Source organism: Paenibacillus sp. FSL R10-2734 (assembly GCF_037963865.1).
Taxonomy (GTDB): Bacteria; Bacillota; Bacilli; order Paenibacillales; family Paenibacillaceae; genus Paenibacillus_AQ.
The window spans coordinates 4,845,868-4,872,466 of sequence record NZ_CP150170.1; the positions used below are offsets into that span (position 1 = coordinate 4,845,868).

The window sequence follows — 26,599 nt, forward strand, 5'->3', positions numbered from 1 at the left end:
TAATGACAAACAATAACGTAAAAAGTGTGACAAATAGTTCAAAATTAAGGCTTTCCAACGATTTGCATTTATGTTATAATGAAAGCGCTAACATCAGTCTTTTATTAAGTACAAAGGGGGAACATGAATGAGTAGCATCCTGCTGGAAGCCAGAAATGTATACGAGGACTTCGAGGTGGAAACAGACATTCTGTTCTTTAAGGTCGGTGACCATGATTTGGTCATTTTTCACGGCAGAAACTATAACATAAAAAAGAGAATGACTGCCGAGCAATTGAAACGATTATTATCCAATTCAACTTACTATCATGTGTACGGGGGCTGTTATGTCAATCTGAATAAGATCAGTTCTATCGAAGACGACTGCATCTATTTCGGAGAAAAAGGCCTATTTGCAAAAAACGTACGTGTTCCAAGACGGAAACAAGAAAGTATTCGTCATCTATTGAAAGGACTGGAGTAAACATCTTATTCCCATAAGCCGGAAGGGCATGTTACCGATGCCATTTCCGGCTTTTTGCTTTTTATTAATAGAAACTTAAAAAGATCCTATCTTTTTTTATACTTTCTTAAGGTTTAGGATCTGGATTTCTGTTAAAGTTGTTAATAGACAAGCATCACCTATATTGAAGGGAGTCATTACTAATAATGGACAAAAAAGATCTGAATGGAAATGAGAACTTAGAAAACAACGGTACTACGGAAGAAGAGTTGAACACTTCCGAGAATATCAATGAAGTAAATGAAGTGGAGGTCTTAGCTGCTGAAGAACCTGTGAATACAACAAAAGAAGAAAGTATTCCAGTAATGAACAAAGTCGGCAGTAACAACAATACGACCCCACCTGCTCCACCAGTTTCTCCTAAAGGTAACAAAGGCTGGATGATTGCTTCTGTAGTTCTAGCAGCGGCACTCATCATTGTACTGATTAAGCCTCCATTCCAAAAGGACGACAGCAGCACAGCAGTTGCTACTGTTAACGGAACTAACATTACTAAACAACAACTTTACGATAAATTGATCGAAGCAGGCGGAGAAAGCACGCTGCAAGCTATGATTACTACAGAACTCGTTGACCAAGAAGCTAAAAAAGCCAATGTAACTGTTACTGACGAAGACATCAATGCTGAATTAGAAGAACTTAAAGCACAATTCGGCGGAGAAGCTGCATTTAATGCTGCATTGCAACAAAGCTCAATGACTGTTGATGACTTGAAGAAGCAAATGCCACTGCAAGTAAAACTGCGTAAGATTCTTGAGCCGCAAGTAACTGTAACTGACCAAGAAATCAAAGACTACTATGAAGCAAATAAAGCTACTTTCAATGTAGAAGAACAAGTTCGCGCTTCCCACATTCTCGTTGAGACTAAAGAAGAAGCAGATGCAATTCTGAAGCAATTGAAGGACGGAGCAGATTTCGCTGAACTAGCTAAAGAAAAATCTTCGGATACTGGCTCCAAGGCTAATGGCGGAGATCTAGACTTCTTCAAACGTGGAGATATGGTAGCTGAATTCTCCGATGTTGCCTTTAAGCTTAAGGTTGGAGAAACAAGTGATGCTGTGAAATCCGATTACGGGTACCACATCATTAAAGTAACCGACCATAAAGACGCTAAGAACTACACCATGGAAGAAAAGAAAGATGAGATCAAAAAGACCCTTGTGTCTCAAAAGGTTTCCACTCTTTCCACCACTTGGTTGTCAGATACAACTGCAAAAGCAAAAATCACAAATTCACTTACGGATGCCAAAAAAGATGCGACAGCTTCTCCTGAGCCATCTGCAAGCGCTGAAGCAGGAACTGAATCCTCTAAATAATACGAATGTAAGCAGCAGGACAAGCGTTAATAAACGCTGTCCTGCTTTTTTTTGTTTCTATGCTTAGGCCTCTGATCATTGGCCTTTTTTTCTAATTTGTTTATCGTGATTCTCCCCCCACTCTTTCGCCTGCGCCGTTGCAATTGAAATCGCCCGCCCCTCCTCATAACCATCTTTGAGGAGCGCATTCGCTATATCGATCGCCTTATAGCGAACAGGTGCTGTGAAGTTCTTCAATGATTCTGGATAATTCTCTTTGTCCCATGGCATACAAAAAACCTCCTTAACCAGTCTATATACATACTTAGCCTGGTTAAGGAGGTTTCAAACGCTTTTTTCCACTTATTTAAAGACCTTAACGCGATCTTCAACCGGTTGGAATTGTTTCTCACCTGCTGGAGTTACAGTCTTACCAAATGGCAATTGTGCAATCAGTTTCCATTCTTGCGGAATGCCCCAAGCTTCTTTCACTTCGTCATCAATCAACGGGTTATAATGCTGCAGGGATGCGCCTAAACCTACTTCAGAAAGTGCAGTCCATACTACGAATTGCAGAATTCCTGAAGATTGGTTAGCCCAAACTGGGAAGTTCTCTGCATACAATGCGAAGTTCTCTTGAAGGTTCTTCACTACAGCTTGGTCTTCAAAGAATAATACGGAACCGTAACCTGCTTTAAAAGATGCTAATTTTTGCGCTGTTCCTTCAAATTGTTCAGCTGGAACGACTTTGCGCAAAGTTTCTGTAGTAATATCCCATAATTTATCATGCTGTTCACCTAAAAGTACAACGGCTCTGGAGCTTTGGGAGTTGAATGAAGTTGGGCTATGTAACACCGCTTGTTCAACGATTTCAATAATTTGAGCATCCGTAACAGTGGATTCTTTACTGATGGCATATATGGAACGTCTTCCTTTTACTGCTTCAAAAAAATTGTTAGACATAAAATAACTACCTCCATTTATTTAAGTAACTTACTTTTGTACATCTTATCACCTTTTTTCTTAAAAGACAACATCAATTCGCAACTAATTTTGTCGGATTTATAAGTCCCCCCCGGTTAGTAACATCTCCCCTTCACATTTCTGATATACATTACATCTAAAAATAAGCTACAATAGTGCAGCAAACGTATAGAAGGAAGGTTATTTAAATGAATTTTTCAACGGATAAAGCTACCACCTTATATAAAAAAACTGTCATTTTCTCTTCTGTGCTGCTTCTCTCCCTTAGCTTGGCTCTTACCGGCTGCAAAGACACAAATTCGTCTAATTTAAGCGCACCGGTACTTGATCAAGATGATCTTCAACCTGTATCTTTTTGGGTGGCTACAGATACTCACTTTTTGGACAAAAATCTTCAGGATGGTGGCCAAGCTTTTCAGACCTATGTCACTGGTGGCGATGGAAAAATGCTGCCCTACAGTGATGAAATGGCTGAAACATTAGTCTATGAAGCTGAACAGAAAAAGCCTGAATTTATTATCCTCAGTGGCGATTTAACGAATAATGGAGAACGCAGTAGCCATCAACAATTAACCGAAAAGCTAAAACGAATCGAACAGCAAGGAACCTCAGTTTATGTCATTCCAGGCAATCACGACTTGTTTAATCCATGGGCTAGATCTTTCAGCGGTGATAAGCAGCTCCTTACGGATTCGATTACAGACAAGGACTTCGTCAAAATGTATGCGGATTTCGGCTACGAAGAGGCTGTATCACGTGATAAAGAATCACTAAGCTATATCGTCAAGGCAGCACCTAATTTATGGATTCTCATGTTAGACAGTAGTCAATACCTTAATAATCAAAAATATGGATTTCCACAAACCGATGGCCGTATAGCTGCCTCCACTCTTTCTTGGATAGATGAATCTGTAAAGCTGGCAGCCAAAGAGCACGCTTCTGTAATTACGGTGATGCATCATAACTTGCTAGACCATACCACTATGTCCGTTTCGGGCTTTAAACTTAATAACAGTCAGGAAACTATAAATGCATTGCGGAAAAACGGGCTGAATCTAGTCCTCTCAGGACATATTCATTTGCAGGACATCCAAGTAGACCAGGCTGCAGGCAATCAGGACTCAGCCTCATCAGAGCAAACGCCTATCTATGATATCGCTACAAGTGCAATGGCTGTCAATCCGCATCAATATGGAGCAATGACCTTCGATCCTCTCTCCCGAACCGTTAATTATAAAACGGAGCCGTTGAATGTAGAAGTCTGGGCTAAAGCTACCGGGATTACAGATCACAATCTATTAAACTTCAAAGCTTATGCTGAAAACATCTTTGCTACAAACTCTTATGACAAGGCTATCGATAGTCTCAAGGATAGTTCTTATACGGAGTCTGAAAAAGAATCCATGGCAAAAGTAATGTCCAAGCTGAATGTACGATACTTCGCAGGAACTACGGATACCATCTCCAAGGATATTAAAGAGCTGCCAGGCTACAAGCTTTGGGAAGAACCGCAGGATGGCTTCTTGGCAGGGTATGTCCAAAGTATGGCTGAAGACAAAGCATTAAGTAACGTAGCTTTAGAGGTTGTTTTAACGAAGCAATAAGCAAATGGCATATTTCATAAGAAAAACCCAGCTCCCACACGCATTTTCTGCGCAGTTGGAAGCTGGGTTTGTTTGTGTTATTTAACCGATGAGGATCGAACTAACTATTTCCGTGTAATAGTAATCCAACCCTCTTCATCTACATAAACAGTAGCATGAAGTGCTTCAGCAAGCAGACGTAGCGATACATAGGCATCGCCATACTCGTCAACAAATACAGGCTCTGCAAGCTCCACTTTTTCACCATTAATCAATGCTTCTGAAGAACCGATTTTGAATACCAGCTTATCACCATACACACCATCAGTTACGACAATGGCACGATTGGCTGTATCCCATTCCACAGTAGCATCTAAATCTTCTGCCACATACCGCAGAGGAATGTAAGTCGTATTATTGTCTACGATCGGATAATAATATTCGTCGTCAGGTTCGATGACAATCGTTCTCTTGGTGATTTCGAGATCATCTTTCAATATACGATACACATTAGAATTCGGATCAAAATTGTTCAATGTCTCCGCAGGAGTAAGATCACCAGAAGAAACATCAAGAGCGCCTTCTGTGCTGATTGGATCAGCCGTCACAGCTCCCCCAATGTTCCAGATCTGACTGGAAGCCTTAAGTGAGAAACTCTTCAATGGCACCATATCGGTACCTGGAAGCGCCACTTTCAGATCAACATTCTGTTTACGTACATGTAGTCCACTATCTACAAAGATATCAACTGCAAGTTTCGTATCCTTACTTAGTACGGTTTTCAGCTCAGGTGTCGATTTGTAAAGACTGTCTAATTGATTGTCATACACTAGTAGTAGTGCATCAACAGCCAATTTAGCAGCATCATGCAGTACGGTTACGACACCTTCTTTATCATCCAGTGGGATTTCGCCGATACCTGGAATTGTGAAATCACCGGAACCTTCTTCGGTCATTTCTTTGATCACTGGGTACAGATAGTCATAAAGAGCACTAACGAACTCAGTAAAGCCTTCAGTATCTTTAGAGATTGACTTCAGGAATCCTTTTAACAATGCTGGAAGCTCATCACCCGTTACTTCGGTATGTAACTTCGTCATATTCACCTGCTGACCATACACAGCCTCACTAACTGGTGTTACGCTAATTGCGCTTGGGTTAGGAAGATTCTTTACCACAAACTTCGTAAGCAGCTTACTAAGCTCCTCACCTTTAGCCAAATCTAATCCTACCTCGCCAAAGATCTCCTCATAGCCTTGCATCTGGAAGTAAAACGGTTGTTTTGCTCCTTCAACAGTAAAGACTAAAGTTTGTTTGTCCATATACAAAGCAAAAGGAATATTCAGTTGCTTGTAGCCAATCGTCCCCTTTGCTGATACATTTCCATTATCCTGTAGCTTAGCATTGCTGATACTTAGGGAAAATGAATTAATAAGATCTACCATTTTCTTCTCTTCTTCACCGAGACCTTCAATAGGCTCAGCGTTCATGGAAAACGTCATGCTGGATTCTGATGATTTAACATCGACATCCCCTATCAATGCCTTGTTAACATCGAAACCTCCTACCGACTGACAACCGGCTAGAACAAGCAGCAACGCGACAAAAGGAAGAAACCATTTTATTCTAGCTTTAATTCTCCTCATAGCAAGTCTCCTTTTTTAAGAAATTTTTGAAATCAATCCATTATCTCAGCAAAGGTAACATTTGTAAATCAAAGTCCGTATTATTTTAAAAATACTATATATTCAACAAAGTTCGCCATTCGATAGATCCCCATTCATTATAAAATAGACCCTTAATTATCGCCAAAATAAGTAAATGCGCAGGATAAAAAGACCACCACACCCAGCGTGGAACCCGGTGACGCTCTAAATATCCCCAAAGTGCAGGAGTCAAAGCAATCAACAACGTTGGTAAAATACTGAGCATTTGCACAGTCCAAAAATTATAGAACATATAGAACAAATTCAGTACCAAATGTGCTCCAACAAGCCAGTATGACTTCGTATAACGGAATATCAATACTAACAGCAGGCCGTACGCATTATAATCTATGGGGAAGTAATCCATTAATGCGATAGCTACAATGACGACAGGTATACCAAGCCATAGAGACGGAAGTTTATCCAAAATAACCATTACGATTGCTGATAACAGAAGAGTAAATACAACGTTCCAACCACCAGGATTAATTGCTAAATTGTATGGAATCTGAGCAATAATTGCGATTAAGAGTAATCGAAACAGATATTTCGGTCTGGATGATGTATGTAAATGCCCCTGAACGAGCCCATAACAGTAAATTGGAAAGGCTATTCTCCCTACATATCTCCAAGCAATATCCTCTGGAAAAAAAATATAGCCAATATGGTCGATTAGCATTGTCAGCATGGCGAGAATCTGCATATCAAACCTCCTTAAACATGTTGATATCATACATTCGCCAACGAGTACATCATCTCCTTTGCCATTAGCAAATGATAACTTTAAAAAAAGAAGATCAACTATTTATTTATGGTTACTTCCCTCTTGACTTTATGGGGTGCAATTGAGTACTATGAACGAGCAACATCATATGGCAATGATCAAAGACATAATTTCCTATACGAACTGTCCAGAGAGAGAAGTCTAGGCTGAAAGCTTCTCCAGTAAACGATTGTGAGGTTACCCCTTTGTAGCCGTGGCGCTGAATCCGTTGATCTATATTTCACGGTAGTATGCGGCACCGACTTATCCCCGATAACGGATACCAATGAGGTCCTATCCTTGTGATAGGTCGAATTAGGGTGGAACCACGAGCTGAACGCACTCGTCCCTGTCTGGGAGAGATGCGTTTTTTTGCGTTCACAACTAACATTTTCGAGAAATGGAGGCTAACAATCATGGAGATCAAAATCACACTGCAAGATGGAACAATTAGAGAGGTACTGCAAGGAACGACGATTAAAGAAGCAGCAGGTGCCATTAGTACCAGTCTGAAAAAAAGTGCTGTAGCTGGAAAATTGAACGGCAAATCCGTTGACCTAAACCAACCGATCGAACATGATAGCCAGCTCGAAATTGTAACGTTGGATAGCAAAGACGGTTTAGAAATTTATAGACACAGTACAGCACATATCATGGCGCAGGCCATAAAACGTATATATGGAGATAAGGGTGTCCAGCTCGGAATAGGGCCAGTAATCGAAGATGGCTTCTATTATGACATCGATATTGAGACACCATTATCCACGGATGACCTTGTTGCCATTGAACAAGAGATGGCGAGAATCATCCAAGAGAATCACCCGATTATCCGCCGTGTGGTTAGCCGCGCAGAGGCAATTAAGCTTTTTGAAGGGCTGAATGAGCCCTTAAAGCTGGAACTTATTCGTGATCTGCCGACAGATACAGTGTTAACTATTTATGATCAAGGGGAATTCCTGGATCTCTGCCGAGGGCCACATCTTCCCTCTACTGGCTTAGTCAAAGCCTTTAAGCTGTTGAATGTAGCAGGTGCCTACTGGCGTGGAGACTCCAATAATAAAATGCTGCAACGTATTTACGGAACTGCTTTTCCGAAGAAAGCTCAGCTTGAAGAGCACTTACTGTTTCTTGAAGAAGCTAAAAAACGTGACCACCGTAAGCTTGGTAAGGAACTTGAATTGTTTATGTTCTCTGAAGAAGCTCCAGGCATGCCCTTCTATCTTCCCAAGGGAATGACGATCCGTACAGAGCTTGAGAATTTCGCCCGTGAATTACAAAGACAAAGAGATTACGATGAAGTTCGCACACCGTTGATGATGAACAATCGGCTTTGGGAGCAGTCCGGGCACTGGGATCACTACAAAGATAATATGTATTTCACGAATATAGACGAAACAAAATTTGCACTCAAGCCGATGAACTGCCCGGGTCATATGCTAATTTTCAAAAATAAACTGCATTCCTACCGGGAACTGCCTATCCGTATTTCGGAATTTGGTCAAGTACATCGCCATGAATATTCTGGAGCACTTAACGGGATGATGAGAGTTCGCACGTTCTGTCAGGATGATGCCCATCTATTCGTTTTACCAGAGCAGATTGAGGATGAAATTGGTCGGGTAATATCACTGATTCACCATATTTATCAAGTGTTTGGCTTTGAGTATAAGATAGAATTATCTACTCGTCCGGCAGATAATATGGGATCTGAACAATTATGGGATCAGGCTGAACAATCTCTGCAAAATGTATTAGATCATCGTGGGATTGAGTATCGTGTGAATGAGGGTGATGGTGCGTTCTACGGACCTAAGATTGATTTTCACATCTTAGATGCGCTTAAACGGAGCTGGCAGTGTGGGACCATCCAACTGGATTTCCAAATGCCTGAGAAATTCGACCTTACTTACATCGGGGAAGATAATCTTAAGCACCGACCAGTCGTAATCCATCGCGCTGTTTATGGGTCGATCGATCGTTTTATGGGGATTATTACTGAGCATTTCGCCGGAGCCTTCCCGCTATGGCTGGCACCCGTTCAAGCGAAGCTATTGCCCGTCTCCGAGAACTACGTTGATTATGCATTTCAGGTGAAACAATCCTTAGAAGAAGCTGGCATCCGTGTAGAAGTTGATATCCGCAATGAGAAGCTAGGATACAAAATTCGTGAAGCCCAACTGGAAAAAGCACCTTATATGCTGGTTCTTGGTGAGAACGAAAAGAATTCCGACAGTGTATCCGTTAGGAAACGCGGCGAAGGAGATATTGGCTCGAAGAGTATCCAAGAGATTATCGAGCTGATTCATGAAGAAATGATTAGCAAAAGATAATTCTGGTCCTTACTTTAAAGGGCAGCCTATTCGTAGAAAACTACGAATAGGCTGCCCTTTCTTTATCACATATGATGATTCACATTCATCTACTTGACGTACAGACGACTGCTTTCTTCCCAATATTCGCCTGGTTTGAGGCTGAATAAACCGATCTCATCGGCTGGCAGATCAACCATTGGCGCATTAACCAAGTTAATTTGCGGCTCAGGGCAGAAGAACTGTTCTGAAGCACCATTATTCCAGATCATCCATTGCTTGTACGAAGTCCCTACATCATAAACTAAAGTTACTCCAGCTTTGCTGTCAGTAAGCTCCATCCGGTTACGTCCGTTCTGAGCTACAGCCGTGTAGTGGTTGTCCATCGGCGCAAAATAAGGATTCACACCTTCACCACGAAGCTGAACTTCTCCCGGTTCCAGCTCTTGGAATTTACCAGTCGGCAGCATACGGTCATTCAGTTCCCAGCGATCACCGATTGTAGCTTTAACAAGATAATCTTGTGGTGTGCTTCCCGGTGCGAATGGTGCATTAATCGCGGTATGGAACGCCAGCAAGCAAGGCATCACATCATCTCCATCATTGTGCACTTGCACCTGTTGAGATAATCCACCTTCACCAAGGGTATAACGTAGTTTCATTGTATATTTATGCGGCAAGTATTGATAAGAAGGATGATTCTCATCCACTTTGATAAATACAGTTACGAAGCTTTCTGTCTTCCCACTACCGAACTCTTCCACTTCCCAAGCTGCCGTATGTAAAAATCCGTGTAAATGGTTGCCCGTAGCGACTTCATTTACTGGTAATTGATAAGTTTGACCATTCCATGGAAATTTACCATCCTCATAACGATTCGGAGGAAATAATACAGGTATGCCGTGGATGCCTGGACTTGCCTTGAAGGCTTCCATTTCCTCAGCTCCCGGTTCATGCAAGAAACGGTAACCGTTTTCGGTATCACGGAAACAAATCAAGTTGCCACCGATACCTGGTAGAATAGCTGCCTCATAACGGCCAGCTTTCAACCAGATGGCTGTTTCTCCTTCATATTGTCCTTCATATGCTGTGATAGACATAATAATATGTGCTCCCTTCCAGTGTCTGATAATTGTCTCTACCTGATACATTACCACATCTGATCATGACGTGACATGCTCTTTTTTACAGCTGTTCCACTTCTACGCTCATTACATGATCAATTTTCTTCACATCATAATAAATTTCTGTTGCGTAATCTTTATCCGGTGCTGAGATCACCATATCGATCATTTGTCTTCCATCTTCCAAATCCTTGATTTTCATTCTGCGGATCGCCCGAGACGGACTTCTAGTACTTCGCTGGGTACTAACCTGAGGTCTCTCAATTTTTTGGATCACTTCAGTAAGCACAAAATTAGCTTCCATGATGATTTTTACCGAAACCTCATGCTTGTTAAGCACTTCAGGACCAATCGAACGAATTAAATGAGGAACCAAATTCACTGCAAACATTAGAAGAATAACTGCATATGCTGCTTCAATATAGAATCCTGCTCCGACAGCTATACCAATTCCCGATGCTGTCCAGATGAGTGCTGCCGAGGTGAGACCTGATATCGCATCACCGCCTCTACGCAGAATAACACCAGCACCCAAAAATCCTATCCCACTGACAATCTGTGCAGCAAGACGCATAGGATCCATATTCGGATGCTCAGGACCCGCAAACTTATCAAAAGCATGAATAGACACTACTGTTACAAGACAAGAGGCAATACTAATGACCATACTGGTCCGAATCCCCAGCGGTTTCTGCTTGATCTGTCGGTCAATCCCGATGAACAGCCCGAACAGCATGGCCACTAGCAGCTTAATTAATGATTCAAAATGAAAATCCACATTCATTCTCCTTTCTCCAGAGATACTCCATTATAACGGATAACTAAGATAATGATTAGCTTTATTTTGCCAATAAAATATCCCCACATATATACTTTATGATCCATCAAAAAAACGGCATTCCTATCCTCAATGTATATGCGCGCTCAGTCAATTTGATCCCGCATAACGAAGAGGATAGAATCCGTTTTGATGGAAGAGATTATTTACGAATATTTAACCATGGAGCAACGATTCTGCACCGTCACAATAAATCTCTGTTCCAGTAATATGATCCGAATCCTCGGAGGCCAGAAAAAGTGCAAGCTTTGCAACTTGATCAGGACGCCCAGGACCTTCCTCCAGCGGTTGATCCCCTTCCGGAAATTCAACAGGGATCTTTACCTCCTTCAGATCATCGGATGGGTACGTGTTGTCATCTATATTTGTCTTAATAGCTCCCGGGCAGATGGCGTTGACGCGAATTTGAAATTGTGCAAGCTCGAGCGCTGCCATTTTCATAAAAGCAACCTGCCCTGCCTTTGTTGTACTGTAAGCTGAGAAACCAATGTTAGAAAACACTCGATTTCCGTTAATAGAGCTGTTAATCAGTATGCTGCCCCCGCTCTCTTTTAGATGCGGAATCGCATATTTAACAGTCGCAAAGGTACCGCGAAGGTTGATGTGAATGGTCTGGTCCCAAGACTCAATATCCATCGTTTCAATGGGGGTCATTGCCCCATTAATCCCTGCGTTAGCAAAAACAACATCAAGACGCCCCCATTTTGCGGCCGCCTTGTTGATTGCTGCTTCCACTTGTGTTGGCTCAGCAACGTCGCATTCAATTACTAAGGCTTCTCCGCCTTCTTTCTCCACTTGTTTTCTAACCTTTTCTGCATTCTCAACGGTTCTATCTAGTAATACAACTTTTGCCCCGTTTCGAGCGAATTCAAGCACGGTTGCTCGCCCAATTCCGGAACCACCTCCTGTTACAATCGCTACCTTGCCTTCCAGCTTCTTATCTGCCATGTTTAAGCATCCTCCTTCTTGTCATGCAAGCCTTCCAGTTAAGTTCTTTCCTTAACCTTAACCTCGCATACAGAAGTTGAATCGACAGACTGTTTATTCACCCTTCCGAAGATGAATAATGAGATCATTTAATTCCAAAATCAAAATGGTAGCTATCGCTCCTTTCTTCATTAGAGACTTATCCTTTCAAACCACTGGTGCTAATTCCTTCCACGATCTGCTTTTGGAAGATGAAGAAGATAATCATGACTGGTGCCAAGCTAAGAACGGACATGGCGAACATGGGTCCCCAATTGGACACCGACTCACTGTCGAGGAACATCTTCAGCCCCATGGAAACCGTGTATTTAGATGGAGAATTTAGATACAATACAGGTCCCAGCAAATCCTCCCAACGCCAATAGAAGGAAAAAATTGCCGCAGTAGCCATCGAAGGCCTGATAAGTGGAAGTATGATTCTGAAGTAGAGGCCAAATTTCCCGCACCCATCAATCGTAGCCGCTTCGTCAAGTTCGACGGGAATCGTCCGAATAAACTGCAGCATTAAAAAAATGAAGAATGGTACGCCAAAGAACTGTGGCACCACAATCGGTTTGATACTGTCGAGCCATTCCAATTTTGCATAGATAATATATTGCGGGACGAGAACTACATCTGAAGGAAGCATAAGCGTCATCATCATGATACCGAACCATAAGCCATGACCTACAAACTTATTGCGTGCAAATCCGAAGGCCACCAGCGAAGAAGAGATAACTGCTCCAAGAGTTGCTACAACAACAATAACTAGTGAATTCTTTATAAAGACACCAAAGGAGTAGCCGGCAACCCCTTCCCACCCTTTAGCATAATTCCCCCATACCCAAGGATCGGGAAGAAGTTGCTGTGCTGTAACAAACACAAGCCGGCTTTCTTTAAAAGAGCTCATGATCATCCACAAAATCGGATACAGCATAATGATAGCTAGGCCACCAATAAGAATGTGATAAAGCGGCCATTTCAGTTTCATTTTCGCCATGGATTATTTTCCTCCTTCCGATTCGTAGAAGACCCACGATTTGGATGTCTTGAACAAAATTCCGGTCATGATGCCGACAAGCAACAGCATTACCCACGCCATGGCTGAAGCATAACCCATGTTATTAAACATAAAGGCCTGACGGAATAAATAGAGAGAGTATAGCATTGTGCCGTCCATTGGGCCACCTTCACCTTTAGAGATAATATAAGCTGGAACAAAGGTCATAAATGCGCTGATCGTCTGCATGACTAGATTAAACAGAATAACTGAACTTAAGAGCGGCATTGTAATCTTGAAGAACTTTCTGAAAAAACCTGCCCCATCTACACTAGCTGCCTCATACATTTCACCAGGAATGTTCTTTAGTCCAGCCAGAAATATCAACATGGAAGAACCAAACTGCCATACGGATAGGGTTATCAACATAAAAAGCGCAGCGCTTGGATTGCCAAACCAACTTACCGGACCAACACCGAAAAAGCCGAGCATACCGTTAATAATTCCAGTATCACTAAAAATATTGCGCCACATGATGGATACCGCCACGCTGCCACCGATTATAGAAGGTAGATAATAGGTTGTACGATACGCACCTATCAAACGTGATTTCGTATTTAGTATCATCGCTACAAATAATGCGAAGGTGAGGCGTAAAGGCACACCGATAAATACGTAAAGCAGCGTTACCCTTAGTGAATGCAAATATTTTGGATCATTCGAGAACATTTTGCTGTAATTATCAAATCCGATCCACTTTGGTGGAGCGAATAAATTGTATTTGGTAAAAGAAAGATAAAGTGAAATGAGCATCGGGATCAGTGTGAAGCAAAGAAAGCCGATGACGAACGGACTGATGAAAGCATATCCGGTAAGGTTGCTTCGTAATTTACGACCTGTTAGCTTCTTTTTCTTAAAAGTCAGCGGATTCGAAGGAAGGGGATTCGTGAATGCCAAGGGTCTCCAGCTCCTTTTTATGTGAATAAAAAAGGAAACGGAATGCCGCCTAAGCAAATGGCATGCCGTTTCCCATGTGAGATGCAGTATAGTTATCAGTTTTCCTACTATTACCGGCTAGAGAGAATGGAGTTTGCTTCTTTTCGGAACTGCGTTGCTGCAGCTGCTGGTTCAATTTTTCCGAAGTTCATTTGTTCAGCAAGGTCTGTAAGCAGTGCAACAACCTCTGGAGATCCAACTGGAGGACTCATTGGTGACGTAGTAGGCTCCATGTCGGCTACGAACTTAAATACTTGCTTACCGGAATCTGATAATTGTGAAGATACAGATTCTTTAATTTTGCTAGAAATCGGCACACCACGTTCACCTTTGATTAGGTTGTTGGCTTCGGGATCATTAATCCAGAAATCAACGAACTTCGCGGCCTCTTCCTTCACTTTAGAGTTAGAAGTAATTGACCAGTACATACTTGGTTGCATGTAGAGTCCCTTACTCATATCAGGGCCAGGCATTTGTGCCAGTGCCATAGAACGGTTGACAGCAATCTGCAGTGCGACATATTGGTTCGACCATTGCCAAATACCGATCCCTGTTCCTTTCACAATATCCGACTCTTCGATAACGCCTTTATTTTGACTCAGTTTGTCTTGAGATGGAACCGCTCCATCTTTTATCAAACCGGACAGCATGCCGAAAAAGTCAGTGAACAAAGCATCATCCTCATAACCAAGTGCAGAACCATCATTGTTATATAGTGCTAGTCCTTTTGTACGCAAATAATAGTTGAAGAATACGTCAGCGGCCATGGAGCTATCCATATACAGTCCAGCCGATTTGCCCTTCATAGCAATTTCCTTGTATTGATCCCAAGTCCAATTGTCTGGAATGGAATCAACGCCGGCTTTCTTCAACAGTTCTGGATCGTATTGAAAACCAAGTACGTTAACTCCTAACGGAATTCCAAATTGCTTCTCGTTGATTACTCCAGTGCTTAGCACGTTCTCATTCACATCGCCGATTTGGATCTGAGAGTTCAAATAAGGCTTCATATCTTCAAGCTGTCCGTTAGATCCATATTGATTAATATAAGAAATATCCATTTGAACGATATCAGGGAGTCGATTTGCCGCTGCTTGAGGGGCTAGCTTCTTCCAATAATCATCGAATGAAGCATATTCAGGTTCAATGGTTACATTCGGGTATTTGGCTTCATACATATCAATAACTTGTTGTGTATAAGAATGTCGAGTATCTCCACCCCACCATGCAATACGCAAGGTTACAGGTTCTGCTGAGGTCGTAGCAGCGGGTTTCGATTCCGAAGGACTGTTGGTAGGAGCATTCGTTGCGGCAGCATCATTGTTGTTACCTCCACCACAACCTGACAATACCGACAACAACAATGGTATAGCTAGCAATGCGATTCTTTTTTTCAATCTCATGTCCCCTTTTCCTATAATAGTATAAAGGCTCTGCTCCCTTTAGTTAGCGCTTTCATGATTGAATTTTCTCAAATATTCAGTGATTGTTGAATACAAAAAACCGTCTTGTTTGTTCAATAATCAGTTCGATTGAGGAGATTTCATAAAATCCGTGGGTGTCTGCCCGGTTACTTTTTTGAACACCTGACTGAAATATTGTGCATTCCCGCCGAAGCCGAACATTTCAGCCAGCTCAAACACTCTCACATCTCCACTCTGTAAAATATGTTCAGATGCTTTAGCAATCCGGTAATTAGTTACATAGTTAGAGAATTTCTCTCCTGTGATTTTCTTGAATATTTTCCCAAGATAATCTGGATTCATATATAACATTTCTGCAGCTACTGAGCTAAGTGACAGTTCCGAATTTTTGTAATCATCAGCAATAATCTTGTTCATCTTATCTACGATTAAAGATTGACGACATCTAAAATGACGATCATACATCGCTGTCAGACGAGCAGCTGAATCTTTGACATATGCCTTAAGCCCACCTAATGTCCTGATCTCAGCAAGCTCCGCCATACCTGAAGTAAAGTTGTTTCTTTCATCAGGGACGGCTAAACGTATCATGGCGGAATACAATTGCAAAACATAAGATCGGGCTACATTGATATCCACTCGCTGATCAGCAAGCAGGTTAAATAAGCGATCCAATTCTAACTCTACTGCACCTTTGTCACCCGCTTTAATAAGCAAACAGATTTGCTCTTCATCAAGCTCAACATCATTTCTTCCGCTTAGTTCATCACTAGGAATATCACTTCCTGTGATCAGTCCTCCCTCTTCCAGATAAAAGCAGTGGTTCAGGCACTGCAGGGTCTGACGATACAAGCTCCGTGAATGAATCATTAAGTCTGCGTCGCTAACCGCAATCGTTACTTCCATTTTATAAAACTTACGGAACACCTTTCTCACTTCCGCAATACGCTTCAGCTGCGGACTATTCTGAACTGTATCTTTCTCGACTTCCAATAGTATCAATAAATAACTGCCAATCGTTGTACTAAGCAGCGTTTCTTGAAGCACATCCTGTGCAATATTTTTCAAAGCGAATAGTTGCTCATATTCATACGAGCCTTCCAATCTGAATAAGATCAATCGCACCACTTTATCATTTAGTTCCATCCCGAACATTTCCTGATAATACTCAAGATCTTGTCTTCCATAAGTTTTGTTAGATATCCATTCCTTCAAAAATTGTTCCTTCACATGTGGTAGAACCTTAGTAAGTCGCTGCTTCATACTGTTTACAAATTCCGATCGGCTCTTAAATTCATCGAGCTCCTCTACCAGTTCCACCAATGCATCGTGAATTTGATTCTCGTTGCAAGGCTTAAGCAAGTAATGCTTCACTCCATGCTGCATTGCGATACAGGCGTAGTCAAAATCCTTATAGCCGGTCAGCATAACGAACTTCACCTCGGGAAATCGTTCACTGCATTTCTGCACTAACCCTAGTCCATCTAAACCGGGCATGGAAATATCAGTGATGACGATTTCAGGACGAAGCATCTCTATTTTTTCCAAGGCTTCAATTCCGTTCCGCGCCGTACCCATAAGTTCTGTTCCAGCCCGTTCCCAATTTACTACCTGCGATATGCCTTCCAATATTAACCGTTCATCATCCACCAACAGTAACTTATACATTCTCTGCCACTCCTTTTAAGTAAGGTATACGCACATGTATTGTCGTTCCTTGTCCTGGCTCACTTTCAATCACTGTACCCCATTCTGGGCCGAACACTAATTGAATACGCTCTGCGATGTTTGCTAAGCCGATGCCTTCGCCACGAGTCTTGACTCGACCCTGTTGTAAATCCTTGATGAACTCTGCACTCATGCCCGGCCCATTATCACTGACGCGAATATCAAGCCCCTGCCCCTCCTCACTAACCGTTACAGAAATTGTGCAAGGCTCAATATTAGGTTCTAATGCATATCTGATCGCATTCTCTATTAACGGCTGCAATGTCAGCTTCGGGATTAATGCGTCATGCAAATGCTCTGGAAAATCCATACGGAAATCAAGTCTCTCATCAAAGCGTGTCTTTTGGATTACGACATAATTACGCACGATAGTGAGCTCTTTTTCAATCGTAATTAGGGGGTCCTTAAGACCAATAGAGCTACGAAACAAGTAGCCAAGGGCCTCTACCATTTCTGAGATTTTAGATTGCTTGTTCAATTTGGCTAACCAATTAATGGATTCAAGTGTATTGTACAGAAAATGTGGATTAATCTGTGCTTGCAAAGCTTTGAGCTCGGTCTCTCTAATCATGAGCTGCTTCGCATAATTCTCATCTATTAGTTCTCTGATCCTGCGGATCATCATTTTAAACGTACGGTTAAGCTGGCTCACCTCGTCCTGCGCAGTTTGCGAGACAACACCTAGTGACTGTTCCTCCAGATTATCCAGATCACCCTTTTCGATTTGTTTCATTTTTTTGGTCAGCTTTGAAATCGGACGTACAATACTTCGGGCTAGTCGATAGCCTAAGAGCAGTCCAATTAGTAATATCAGAGCGAATATAATAACGACCAGTTTTTTTACAAAAGTAATATGTTTAAACATCTCATTGAATGGGGTCGCATTAATATAAATCCATTCCATATAAGATGATTTAGACTTCGTTATAAAATAAGTTCCTGCCTCATACTTGGCAGTCCGATACAGCTCTAAACGTTCCGTTTCCTCTTTAAGCTCCTCTGGCAGTAAAATTGGAGCTTTCGGGTAGACCGCCAGCCCCGACGTCGCATCAACGACAATCAACTGATCGTCATCCGAAGTGTTACTCGTACTATCTGCTATAATACGGTCAATACGAATACGGATGACTAACGTCCCTAGATCGTCCAGAGTAAATGTTGATCCGGTGTAAGATTTAATCTGTCGAACAGCCAGAAGTGAATTTTTATTTCCTTGGGGATACCACACAATGCTCCCCCCAGCTTCCATAGCCAGTGGCTTCAATTGATCCTGAAGATCCTGTGATACACCTTCTCGATTGCCCGCGGTCATGGCACCACCATTCGTATCCAACAGCATCATTGAGTATACGTATTTCTCTGCGCCTGCAAAGGCAACTAACCTATTAATGATCTTGTTATGTAGAACCTGTCTCTCATACGGTTGAGGGTCATCCTGCAACTGGCGCAGGCATTCCTGTATTTGCTCATCAGAGACTACTGTGAAAGACAGTTGATCCAGCTCTCTTAAAGTACTCTCTATACTTATAGAAGACATCCCCAATACCTCGGAGGACTTCTCATAGATTTGCTTGTCATAAATACGATACACATACTGCAGGACGGTCAAAGAGAATAGAAAGGAAAGCAGCAGCAAAAATGAAATGATTAATATCATTTTATTGAAAATACCAGAACTCCTGAAAGCGCTAACATCATTCCGAATCATCAACTTCCTCCATTTCACTAAAAGCCCCTATTATAGGAATTAATGTTTATTATCAATCTATCCCATCATAAACTATGTTGAAGCATTTGGGGAAAATTACAACAAAAAGGACTTGAGATGAAATCCACAATTAGATTTCACTTCAAGCCCTGATGGTAAGGACACGTCACTGCTACAAAGATTAACCAAGCATCATACGATCATCTGCTAGCTTATGACCACTGATTGTTTCAAATTCTCCTAGTAAGCGTTCTACTGTAAGATCCTTTTTACGTGTTTCGTCAATATCAAGGATAATACGACCTTTATCCATCATTATTAGACGATTTCCAAGACGGATAGCCTGCTCCATGTTATGGGTAACCATTAGCGTAGTTAGCTTCATCTCACGGACAATAGACTCTGTCAGTTTAGTGATCAACTCCGCACGTGAAGGGTCAAGTGCCGCTGTATGTTCATCTAATAGCAAAATCTGCGGCTGGGTAAAGGTTGCCATTAGTAAGCTCAGCGCTTGTCTCTCCCCACCAGATAATAAACCTACTTTTGCTCGCAGGCGGTTCTCCAATCCGATCCCGAGACGACTTAATTCCTCGCGAAACATGGCTCGTCTCGCTGCATTTACACCAAAGGATAGTCCTCTGCTCTTCCCTCTTTTATAAGCCATGGCTAAATTCTCTTCAATCGTCATTCGAGGAGCCGTACCTGCCATCGGATCCTGAAAGACCCGTCCGATCCAGCGACTGCGCTGGTATTCTGCTAAATGGCTGATAGAATTCCCTTCAATACTTGCTGAACCCAGATCCGGCTTCATAACACCAGAAATAATGTTCATCAGCGTCGATTTACCAGCGCCGTTACTCCCAATAATGGTGACAAAATCACCAGGAAGAAGCTCCAAATCAATGCCGAGCAGCGCGATCTTCTCATCCGGTGTCCCAGGATTGAACAGCTTAGATACGTTATCAAGCTTAAGCATCGATGGTTCCTCCTCTCTTGCTGCTTAGCGCTTGTTCAGCTAATTCAACTGAACGCCTACGTGCTAAATTCTTCTGCTTCAAGAAACGCTGAATCGATGGGAATACAAGTGCGAAAATAACGATAATCGCCGTAATCAGCTTTAGATCTGAAGATTTTAACCATGGAACACGCAAAGCAAGAGCAACAACGATCCGGTAAACAATAGACCCTAGAATAACAGCCAATGTGGCACGAAATACATTTTTAGCACCGAAAATAGCTTCACCAATGATTACCGAAGCTAAGCCGATCACAATCATCCCTATACCCATTGAAGAATCCGCAAAAGTAGAATACTGAGTAATAAGCGCACCTGAGAGTGCCACCATTCCGTTGGATAAACTGACGCCGAGAATGGTTGTATTATCTGTGTTTACACCCAGACTGCGGATCATTCTTGCATTATCTCCGGTAGCCCGTAAAGCAAGCCCCAGATCAGTACGCAAGAATAAATCCATTAGAATTTTCACAAATAAAACAACAAAAGGAAGAACAAGAAGTGGATTAATGGAGGTGAACAACGTGGTATCACCCATTAGTGACCAGTTAGGCTTACCGCCAAATATTCGTAGATTAATGGAGTAAAGTGCAATCATCATTAGAATCCCAGATAACAATCCATTAATTTTGCCCTTTGTATGTAGTAGACCCGTACACATCCCTGCCAGCATCCCACCTGCAATAGCAGCTAGTGTGGCCAACCATGGTGCGTAGCCATTGGTAATCATTACAGCGGCAATGGCACCGCCAGTGGTAAAGCTTCCATCCACAGTCAAATCCGGAAAATCCAAAATACGGAAAGTAATATACACCCCTAAAGCCATAAATGCGTATAACAGACCCATTTCCACGGCCCCGAGCATTGATTCATACATAGAAGTTTTCCTCCTTCAAGCGGCAAGGGGCGTCCTCACGGAATCGCCCCAATATAATGTCTTATTGAATAATATTGTTAGCTTGATCGGCAACGTCTGCTTTCATCGCATCCGTTACTTCTATGCCTTGTGCAGCAGCAGCTTTGAGGTTAAGGATAAGATCAAGCTTTTCTTGCATCGTTACTTTCATATCTGCTGGCTTCTTACCATTCTTCAAAATGTCCACTGCCATTTGTCCAACTTGGTAACCATGATCGAAATATTTAAAGCCAACGGTTGCAAAAGCACCTTTCTCAACAGTATCGCGGTCACTAGAGAAGAACGGAATTTTCTTATCATTAGCCGTTTGAATGATCGTATCAACAGCACTCACTACTGTGTTATCCAAAGTAATATAGAATGCATCTACACGACCCGCAAGTGATTCAGCAGCCTGCTTCACTTCAGAAGTATTCGTGATCGCTGCCTTCACAAGTTCGATACCATGTTTATCTAATTCTTTCTTAGCAATATCCGCCATAATTACAGCATTTGGCTCACCTTCGTTGATAACAATGCCGAGCTTCTTCACATTAGGAAATTGAGTAGCTATGAATTGCATTAATCTATTAATAGCTTCAGGATTCGTGTCTGAAACCCCAGAAACATTTCCACCTGGGTGCTCTAGATCAGTAACGATCTTTGCATCGAGTGGATCCGTCACTGCTGCGAACAGTATCGGAGTATCTTTACTTGACTTGCTAAGCGCTTGAACAACCGATTGAGCGGAAGGTGTCGCAATAGCCAATACCAAATCATTAGTGTCAGCAGCAATCTTCTGAGCAATGGTCAAGTTATTCGCTGGGTCAGCTTGAGCATTCTCAAGGTCAACCTTCAGGTTCTCCCCTTCAACAAGCCCGGCATCCTTCAAAGCAGCAAGAATACCTTCGCGTGTAGCATCAAGTGATGGATGTTCTACATACTGCGAAATTGCGATTTTGTAAGTTTTGGAATCTGCGGCTCCAGCATTCGTTGATGTATTACCAGAGTTTGTTGCATCACCTGAGTTTACAGCGGCATTATTGTTGCCACAACCAGCAGCCACTAACATGAAGCATAAGCTTAATCCCGCCAAAATGTTTCTCTTTTTCATTAAAGTACCCCATTTCGTTAGATTATTAACGCGTGCATCAAAGTGAGCGACTCAGCATTATCACTTTTATCGATAAAAGCATTAAAGCATAAGCTTACACGTACCTCACAATAATGGTAGAAATCTATTAAACCTATATTATATGGAGGTTGTTTATCCGTCAATCACTTATCCTACTTCCATAGATTACAAATTTCATAGCGCATTACTCACCATTATAGGAAGTACTTGGTTATGTCTTACAGTGATTGCCTTGGTCCGCATTACATAAAAAAAATCCCCCTGCACAAACTTAAGCTACAGTTTGAACATGGAGTGTGTCATATGCCTAATAAACACAAAAAATTACTATCCACTGCTACTTTATTGCTCGTTGTCGTTGTATCAAGTACCGCATGTGGTTACTCTTCACAATCGCAAAAACCAAAGGTAAATGCAGTAACTCCCGATGGCATGCAAGCCTCTAGCTATTATGAAAAGTCCGCCATAACCGACGCTCAAGGAAAGTACTGGATCCCGCTCAAACCTGCGATTGCTTCACTCGGATATCGGATGAAAGATGATGCTACTAACGGAGGTTACACCAAAATAGGCTATAGTGATGTTATGTATATGCTGCGCCCTGGATCACCACAGGTCTTCTCTCTTGGCGAAAAAATCACACTGCCACAGGCACCAAGACGACAAGAAGGTCAAATCTATATCACCCCTTTAGCCTTATCCAAATTTCTTCAAACGGAAGTAGGCTGGAATCCACAGTCCGGTGAAATCAACATTGCCACACCGACCGACCATGAAACTATTATTAAATCTCCATCTGCTAAATCATTGAATGGAGCTAAATCATTTCGCATTCAAAGTATTTCTGAAGCAGACAAGAATGAATTAATTGATTATGCCAAAAAATTTTTAGGTGTACCTTATGAATTCGGTACTGGACCTTATGAAGAAACAAAGAAATTTGATTGCTCTTCTTATACAAGGCATGTATTCAAACAATTCGGAGTAAACCTACCACGTTTAGCCAAGGACCAAGATAATTTAGGCTCTCGCATACAACGTAATGAACTAGATGTGGGCGATCTTATTTTCTTCACCGTCCCGGGCCGCTTTGAGAGTGACGCTGTGCCTGGACATGTAGGTATTTACATTGGAGATGGCAAATTCATTCACACCTGGGGTGATCCCGGAGTTCAGATCAGTGAGGTTGACACAGGCTATTGGAGTAACGTAATCCTGCATATGCAGCGCATTCTGTAATCCATTCTAACTGCTTAAATCATATCAAGAGAAAAGCCTGAAACCTCCACTATTGAAGGGTTCAGGCTTTCACTGCTACATCATATGCGGACCTCTTAATCCCAGTTCTTTCCTCTACCGCTTAAACGGACAAACAGTTTTACAAGCTCTACAATCACTATAATCGACAGAGCCGCAGCTACTACGATCCCCCACTGTAATCCGCTCAAATGGGAGACACCAAACCAGTCATTAAGTCCTGGGATAATGATCACGAGCACCAACATTAATGTTGAGATCAGTGATGCCCACAGCATATACCGATTGCTGAACCAGCCAATTTGGAACAAAGACTTCGTATTGGATCTGACGTTAAACGCATGAGAAATTTGCAGTAATCCTAATGTTCCGAATGCCATCGTAACCGCAATACCCTCATTGTAATGTGTATGTGCCCACAGGTACACAAACAGCGTAAGCACCGCCTCTGTAATCCCCTGATATACGATTCCGATTCCCACGCCACCTGCAAAGATGCTGCTACTGGATTTACGCGGTTTCTTCGACATCACATCTTCTCCTGCTTTCTCCAGCCCAAGCGCAAGAGCAGGTAGGGTATCAGTAACAAGATTAATCCACAGGATATGAATTGGCTCGAGAATACGCCAGCCGATCATTGTCGCAATAAATAACGTAAGTACCTCACCCAGATTAGCTGAAAGTAGGAACTGGATTGCTTTGCGGATATTGCTATAAACCTTCCGTCCTTCTTCAACAGCTACCACTATAGTCGTGAAGTTATCATCTGCGAGCACCATGTCTGAGACGCCTTTGGCCACATCTGTTCCTGTGATTCCCATTCCCACGCCGATATCTGATGATTTAAGCGCAGGAGCATCGTTCACACCATCGCCAGTCATGGCTACAATCTTCCCTTTTTTCTTCCAAGCCTTAACGATACGAACTTTATGTTCAGGGGATACACGTGCATAAACCGAATAATTAGTGACTTTCTCTGCAAATTCCTCTTCACTGAATTTATCCAGCTCACTACCGGTTAATACACCTGTTTCATCCTCGATAATCCCTAATCTTTTGGCAATGGCCGCTGCTGTATCGCGATGATCTCCTGTAATCATTACAGGTCTTATTCCCGCTTTACGACAGATCGCTACCGCATCCCGCACTTCCTCACGAGGAGGATCAATCATACCGACTAAACCGATAAATACTAAGTCTTTCTCCGTTGCGTCCGGTGAGAGATTGGTCGGTAGCTGCTGCTCATCTCTGAAAGCAAATGCCAGCACTCGTAGTGCATCATTCGCCAGCATTGTATTACTTTCCATAATATGTCGCGAATGTTCATCTTTAAAAGGTACGATCTCTCCATCCACATATATATGGCTGCATTTGGACAAAAGTACATCTGGTGCACCCTTAGTTAACACTCGATAACGTCCATTTTCAACTTCATTAATCGTCGTCATCAGCTTGCGATCGGAGTCAAATGGCAACTCATTTTTCCGTGGGAATTTCTTTTCTAAATCCCTTTTGTCAGTCCCTATACTAAGCGCGTAATCCACTAACGCAGTTTCCGTAGGATCACCAATAATCGCTTTACCACTCTTGGTTTGTGGGTCTTTACCCGCTTCTTTTCCACCATTATCCTCAGGGTTCTTTCCTTCGTCAATACTGGAATCATTACAAAGCGTCATGGCCTGAAGCAAGAGTTCTCCGCCCGGTATCCCTTCAAGACCTTCAGCAGCCTCTCTCGTAGTTCCATTGACATGCACTTTTTCAACAGTCATCTTGTTTAAAGTTAGTGTGCCTGTCTTGTCAGAGCAAATAATTTCCGTGCTTCCGAGCGTCTCTACAGCGGGGAGCTTACGAATGATCGCTTTTCGTCCTGCCATCCGCTGCACGCCGAGCGCCAAGATAATCGTAACGATTGCTGGCAGCCCTTCAGGGATTGCCGCTACCGCTAGTGAGATCGAGGTAAGCGTCATATCCAACAGCTCTCTACCTTCGAAAATACCAACGGCAAAGATAACCACACAGACACCAAGAATAATAAAAGTGAAATATTTTCCTAGCTCATCCAGCTTCTTTTGCAGCGGTGTTACATCCGTCTCTTCCTCCGAGATATATCCGGCGATTCTTCCGACTTCTGTCTGCATTCCTGTAGCTGTTACTACACCAACCGCCCTACCATAAGTCACATTACTGCTCATGTAAGCCATATTGGTTCGATCACCGATAACAATATCGTTTCCCTCAAGCACACCAGCTTTCTTTTCTGAGGGCAATGATTCTCCTGTTAGTGCGGCCTCTTCCGTTTTCAAAGAAGCGGCTTCCAAAAGCCTAATATCTGCCGGAACTACATTTCCAGCTTCCAGCAATACGATATCCCCTGGTACGAGGTCTTCACTTTTGATCTCAGAGACCTGACCTCCACGTCGCACCCTAGCATGAGGAGAGGACATACTTTTCAGGGCATCTAGCGCCTGCTCTGCCTTATTTTCCTGAATAACACCAAGTACCGCATTCAGGATGACTACCAGCAAAATAATGACTGTATCTGTCCATTCTCCCAAAATTCCAGACAATACTGCTGCCACGAGCAAAATAAAGATCATTACATTCTTGAATTGTTCAATAAATTTTCCTAGCAGAGATTTGGTCTTTGCTTCTTGAAGTACGTTCTTCCCATACTGCTCCAGAAGTTTAGTAACTTCACCGGAAGACAGGCCATCTTTCCGAGTTTGAAGCCTTTTGAGCACTTCTTCCTCGCTTAGTGTATGAAAAGGTACCTGCTCCCGCGATTGTGGTTCATTTGAATTCAAGACAATAGCCTCCTTCCGGGATTGAGATTCTGGTAAAACCTCTCATATGAGTCTTACCCAAAAAAGGCATGGTGATTCTATAACGTTATGTACAATTTTAGAAACTTAGCTATTCAGTCTCCAAGATCCGATCAAAACCTTTAAACCTGGCCCCTTGATAAGAAAGTTCTCCTCTATCGCCTTCTACGATTAAGCTATATTCCTGGTCCATTACATGCAGCTCCAAAGAATTACCTTCATCAAATTCGAACGTAACAAAATAACGGGTCCTTGTACTCGCATCGCCTGATTCACCGCTGACTTCAATCCGTTTAGTAACTGCTGTACAGGTTGCTTTTTTTAAGGGTCTAGCCTTATTTCTCATCGAATTTCTTACCGATCTAATAATCATTAAGGAAGTGAATGTAACAATAATAAAGGTGAATATTTTTAAAAATAAGGGCATTTCGTGAATGAAGTTATCATAATGACTTTGCTGAACAAAACCGTTAATACCCCGCCATTCGCTCAAATTAATCCCTCCTGACTTAAACTTGATAATAAAAGATATATTTACTACGAAATACG

At 42.3% G+C, this 26,599-nt stretch carries 22 protein-coding genes; 5 read left to right on the forward strand and 17 right to left on the reverse strand.

Translation table 11 applies throughout. From position 1 onward, the window contains the following. The first annotated feature begins 127 nt into the window (after nucleotides 1–127). Together NSS67_RS21195 and NSS67_RS21200 are read left to right on the forward strand one after the other, a co-directional pair. The gene (locus tag NSS67_RS21195) at nucleotides 128–463 is read left to right on the forward strand and encodes a hypothetical protein (RefSeq protein ID WP_339315576.1); all 336 of its coding nucleotides are present in this window, start codon (nucleotides 128–130) and stop codon (nucleotides 461–463) included. Between the two features lie 185 nt (nucleotides 464–648). Next, nucleotides 649–1,818, forward strand: a complete 1,170-nt coding sequence (locus NSS67_RS21200; protein ID WP_339315577.1) for a peptidylprolyl isomerase — start codon at nucleotides 649–651, stop codon at nucleotides 1,816–1,818. Between the two features lie 75 nt (nucleotides 1,819–1,893). Here NSS67_RS21200 and NSS67_RS21205 read toward each other — a convergent pair whose 3' ends face one another. Continuing rightward, a complete protein-coding gene (locus tag NSS67_RS21205; RefSeq protein ID WP_339315578.1) occupies nucleotides 1,894–2,088 on the reverse strand; it encodes a DUF2188 domain-containing protein in 195 nt (64 codons plus the stop codon). A 72-nt stretch (nucleotides 2,089–2,160) separates the two neighbouring features. After that, entirely contained in the window at nucleotides 2,161–2,760 is a 600-nt protein-coding gene (locus NSS67_RS21210; protein ID WP_339315579.1) for a nitroreductase family protein, read from the reverse strand. Between the two features lie 209 nt (nucleotides 2,761–2,969). Between NSS67_RS21210 and NSS67_RS21215 the strand changes: the two genes are divergently transcribed. Next, complete coding sequence (locus NSS67_RS21215) at nucleotides 2,970–4,385, forward strand: metallophosphoesterase (RefSeq protein WP_339315580.1); 1,416 nt, start codon at nucleotides 2,970–2,972, stop codon at nucleotides 4,383–4,385. Between the two features lie 104 nt (nucleotides 4,386–4,489). Here the strand turns inward: NSS67_RS21215 and NSS67_RS21220 are convergent, their stop codons facing one another. Further along, nucleotides 4,490–6,010 carry a stalk domain-containing protein gene (locus NSS67_RS21220; RefSeq protein ID WP_339315581.1) on the reverse strand — a complete coding sequence of 507 codons (1,521 nt, stop codon included), beginning with the start codon at nucleotides 6,008–6,010 and terminating at the stop codon, nucleotides 4,490–4,492. A 94-nt stretch (nucleotides 6,011–6,104) separates the two neighbouring features. Beyond that, nucleotides 6,105–6,773 carry a TraX family protein gene (locus tag NSS67_RS21225; RefSeq protein ID WP_339315582.1) on the reverse strand — a complete coding sequence of 223 codons (669 nt, stop codon included), beginning with the start codon at nucleotides 6,771–6,773 and terminating at the stop codon, nucleotides 6,105–6,107. 476 nt (nucleotides 6,774–7,249) lie between these two features. Here NSS67_RS21225 and thrS point away from each other — a divergent pair, with 476 nt between their 5' ends. Then, entirely contained in the window at nucleotides 7,250–9,163 is a 1,914-nt protein-coding gene (thrS, locus tag NSS67_RS21230) for a threonine--tRNA ligase (RefSeq protein WP_339315583.1), read from the forward strand. A gap of 89 nt (nucleotides 9,164–9,252) precedes the next feature. Here the strand turns inward: thrS and NSS67_RS21235 are convergent, their stop codons facing one another. The 11 genes from NSS67_RS21235 to NSS67_RS21285 all read right to left on the reverse strand — a co-directional run bounded on the left by NSS67_RS21235 (nucleotide 9,253) and on the right by NSS67_RS21285 (nucleotide 21,950). Next, a complete protein-coding gene (locus NSS67_RS21235; RefSeq protein WP_339315585.1) occupies nucleotides 9,253–10,242 on the reverse strand; it encodes an aldose 1-epimerase in 990 nt (329 codons plus the stop codon). An 85-nt stretch (nucleotides 10,243–10,327) separates the two neighbouring features. Next, the gene (locus NSS67_RS21240) at nucleotides 10,328–11,050 is read right to left on the reverse strand and encodes an MgtC/SapB family protein (protein ID WP_339315586.1); all 723 of its coding nucleotides are present in this window, start codon (nucleotides 11,048–11,050) and stop codon (nucleotides 10,328–10,330) included. 210 nt (nucleotides 11,051–11,260) lie between these two features. Then, nucleotides 11,261–12,052: an SDR family NAD(P)-dependent oxidoreductase gene (locus tag NSS67_RS21245; protein ID WP_339315587.1), complete on the reverse strand. Its 792-nt coding sequence runs from the start codon at nucleotides 12,050–12,052 to the stop codon at nucleotides 11,261–11,263. Between the two features lie 178 nt (nucleotides 12,053–12,230). Beyond that, entirely contained in the window at nucleotides 12,231–13,070 is an 840-nt protein-coding gene (locus NSS67_RS21250) for a carbohydrate ABC transporter permease (protein WP_339315588.1), read from the reverse strand. 3 nt (nucleotides 13,071–13,073) lie between these two features. After that, a complete protein-coding gene (locus NSS67_RS21255; protein WP_339320656.1) occupies nucleotides 13,074–13,994 on the reverse strand; it encodes a sugar ABC transporter permease in 921 nt (306 codons plus the stop codon). A gap of 143 nt (nucleotides 13,995–14,137) precedes the next feature. Continuing rightward, a complete protein-coding gene (locus tag NSS67_RS21260; RefSeq protein WP_339315589.1) occupies nucleotides 14,138–15,469 on the reverse strand; it encodes an extracellular solute-binding protein in 1,332 nt (443 codons plus the stop codon). A 120-nt stretch (nucleotides 15,470–15,589) separates the two neighbouring features. Continuing rightward, a complete protein-coding gene (locus tag NSS67_RS21265; RefSeq protein ID WP_339315590.1) occupies nucleotides 15,590–17,158 on the reverse strand; it encodes a response regulator in 1,569 nt (522 codons plus the stop codon). Continuing rightward, the gene (locus NSS67_RS21270; RefSeq protein WP_339315591.1) at nucleotides 17,151–18,926 is read right to left on the reverse strand and encodes a sensor histidine kinase; all 1,776 of its coding nucleotides are present in this window, start codon (nucleotides 18,924–18,926) and stop codon (nucleotides 17,151–17,153) included. The genes NSS67_RS21265 and NSS67_RS21270 overlap by 8 nt, the downstream gene beginning before the upstream one ends. Before the next feature lie 181 nt (nucleotides 18,927–19,107). Continuing rightward, a complete protein-coding gene (locus tag NSS67_RS21275) occupies nucleotides 19,108–19,902 on the reverse strand; it encodes an ABC transporter ATP-binding protein (RefSeq protein WP_339315592.1) in 795 nt (264 codons plus the stop codon). Next, on the reverse strand, nucleotides 19,895–20,818 hold the full coding sequence (locus NSS67_RS21280) for an ABC transporter permease (RefSeq protein ID WP_339315593.1): 924 nt from the start codon (nucleotides 20,816–20,818) through the stop codon (nucleotides 19,895–19,897). Before NSS67_RS21280 ends, NSS67_RS21275 begins: the two co-directional genes overlap by 8 nt. 61 nt (nucleotides 20,819–20,879) lie before the next feature. After that, nucleotides 20,880–21,950: an ABC transporter substrate-binding protein gene (locus NSS67_RS21285; protein WP_339315594.1), complete on the reverse strand. Its 1,071-nt coding sequence runs from the start codon at nucleotides 21,948–21,950 to the stop codon at nucleotides 20,880–20,882. A gap of 324 nt (nucleotides 21,951–22,274) precedes the next feature. Here NSS67_RS21285 and NSS67_RS21290 point away from each other — a divergent pair, with 324 nt between their 5' ends. Continuing rightward, complete coding sequence (locus NSS67_RS21290) at nucleotides 22,275–23,210, forward strand: NlpC/P60 family protein (RefSeq protein WP_339315595.1); 936 nt, start codon at nucleotides 22,275–22,277, stop codon at nucleotides 23,208–23,210. A gap of 95 nt (nucleotides 23,211–23,305) precedes the next feature. On the opposite strand, the gene NSS67_RS21295 is transcribed toward NSS67_RS21290, so the two are convergent. Beyond that, the gene (locus NSS67_RS21295; RefSeq protein ID WP_339315596.1) at nucleotides 23,306–26,032 is read right to left on the reverse strand and encodes a calcium-translocating P-type ATPase, SERCA-type; all 2,727 of its coding nucleotides are present in this window, start codon (nucleotides 26,030–26,032) and stop codon (nucleotides 23,306–23,308) included. A 109-nt stretch (nucleotides 26,033–26,141) separates the two neighbouring features. After that, a complete protein-coding gene (locus NSS67_RS21300) occupies nucleotides 26,142–26,543 on the reverse strand; it encodes a DUF2500 domain-containing protein (RefSeq protein WP_339315597.1) in 402 nt (133 codons plus the stop codon). Nucleotides 26,544–26,599: the final 56 nt, after the last annotated feature.

Bases quoted from the DNA above. Each gene is read 5' to 3' on its own strand.
- NSS67_RS21195 (WP_339315576.1), top strand. From the start codon at position 128: ATGAGTAGCATCCTGCTGGAAGCCAGAAATGTATACGAGGACTTCGAG.
- NSS67_RS21200 (WP_339315577.1), top strand. From the start codon at position 649: ATGGACAAAAAAGATCTGAATGGAAATGAGAACTTAGAAAACAACGGT.
- NSS67_RS21205 (WP_339315578.1), bottom strand. From the start codon at position 2,088: ATGCCATGGGACAAAGAGAATTATCCAGAATCATTGAAGAACTTCACA.
- NSS67_RS21210 (WP_339315579.1), bottom strand. From the start codon at position 2,760: ATGTCTAACAATTTTTTTGAAGCAGTAAAAGGAAGACGTTCCATATAT.
- NSS67_RS21215 (WP_339315580.1), top strand. From the start codon at position 2,970: ATGAATTTTTCAACGGATAAAGCTACCACCTTATATAAAAAAACTGTC.
- NSS67_RS21220 (WP_339315581.1), bottom strand. From the start codon at position 6,010: ATGAGGAGAATTAAAGCTAGAATAAAATGGTTTCTTCCTTTTGTCGCG.
- NSS67_RS21225 (WP_339315582.1), bottom strand. From the start codon at position 6,773: ATGCAGATTCTCGCCATGCTGACAATGCTAATCGACCATATTGGCTAT.
- thrS (WP_339315583.1), top strand. From the start codon at position 7,250: ATGGAGATCAAAATCACACTGCAAGATGGAACAATTAGAGAGGTACTG.
- NSS67_RS21235 (WP_339315585.1), bottom strand. From the start codon at position 10,242: ATGTCTATCACAGCATATGAAGGACAATATGAAGGAGAAACAGCCATC.
- NSS67_RS21240 (WP_339315586.1), bottom strand. From the start codon at position 11,050: ATGAATGTGGATTTTCATTTTGAATCATTAATTAAGCTGCTAGTGGCC.
- NSS67_RS21245 (WP_339315587.1), bottom strand. From the start codon at position 12,052: ATGGCAGATAAGAAGCTGGAAGGCAAGGTAGCGATTGTAACAGGAGGT.
- NSS67_RS21250 (WP_339315588.1), bottom strand. From the start codon at position 13,070: ATGGCGAAAATGAAACTGAAATGGCCGCTTTATCACATTCTTATTGGT.
- NSS67_RS21260 (WP_339315589.1), bottom strand. From the start codon at position 15,469: ATGAGATTGAAAAAAAGAATCGCATTGCTAGCTATACCATTGTTGTTG.
- NSS67_RS21265 (WP_339315590.1), bottom strand. From the start codon at position 17,158: ATGTATAAGTTACTGTTGGTGGATGATGAACGGTTAATATTGGAAGGC.
- NSS67_RS21270 (WP_339315591.1), bottom strand. From the start codon at position 18,926: ATGATTCGGAATGATGTTAGCGCTTTCAGGAGTTCTGGTATTTTCAAT.
- NSS67_RS21275 (WP_339315592.1), bottom strand. From the start codon at position 19,902: ATGCTTAAGCTTGATAACGTATCTAAGCTGTTCAATCCTGGGACACCG.
- NSS67_RS21280 (WP_339315593.1), bottom strand. From the start codon at position 20,818: ATGTATGAATCAATGCTCGGGGCCGTGGAAATGGGTCTGTTATACGCA.
- NSS67_RS21285 (WP_339315594.1), bottom strand. From the start codon at position 21,950: ATGAAAAAGAGAAACATTTTGGCGGGATTAAGCTTATGCTTCATGTTA.
- NSS67_RS21290 (WP_339315595.1), top strand. From the start codon at position 22,275: ATGCCTAATAAACACAAAAAATTACTATCCACTGCTACTTTATTGCTC.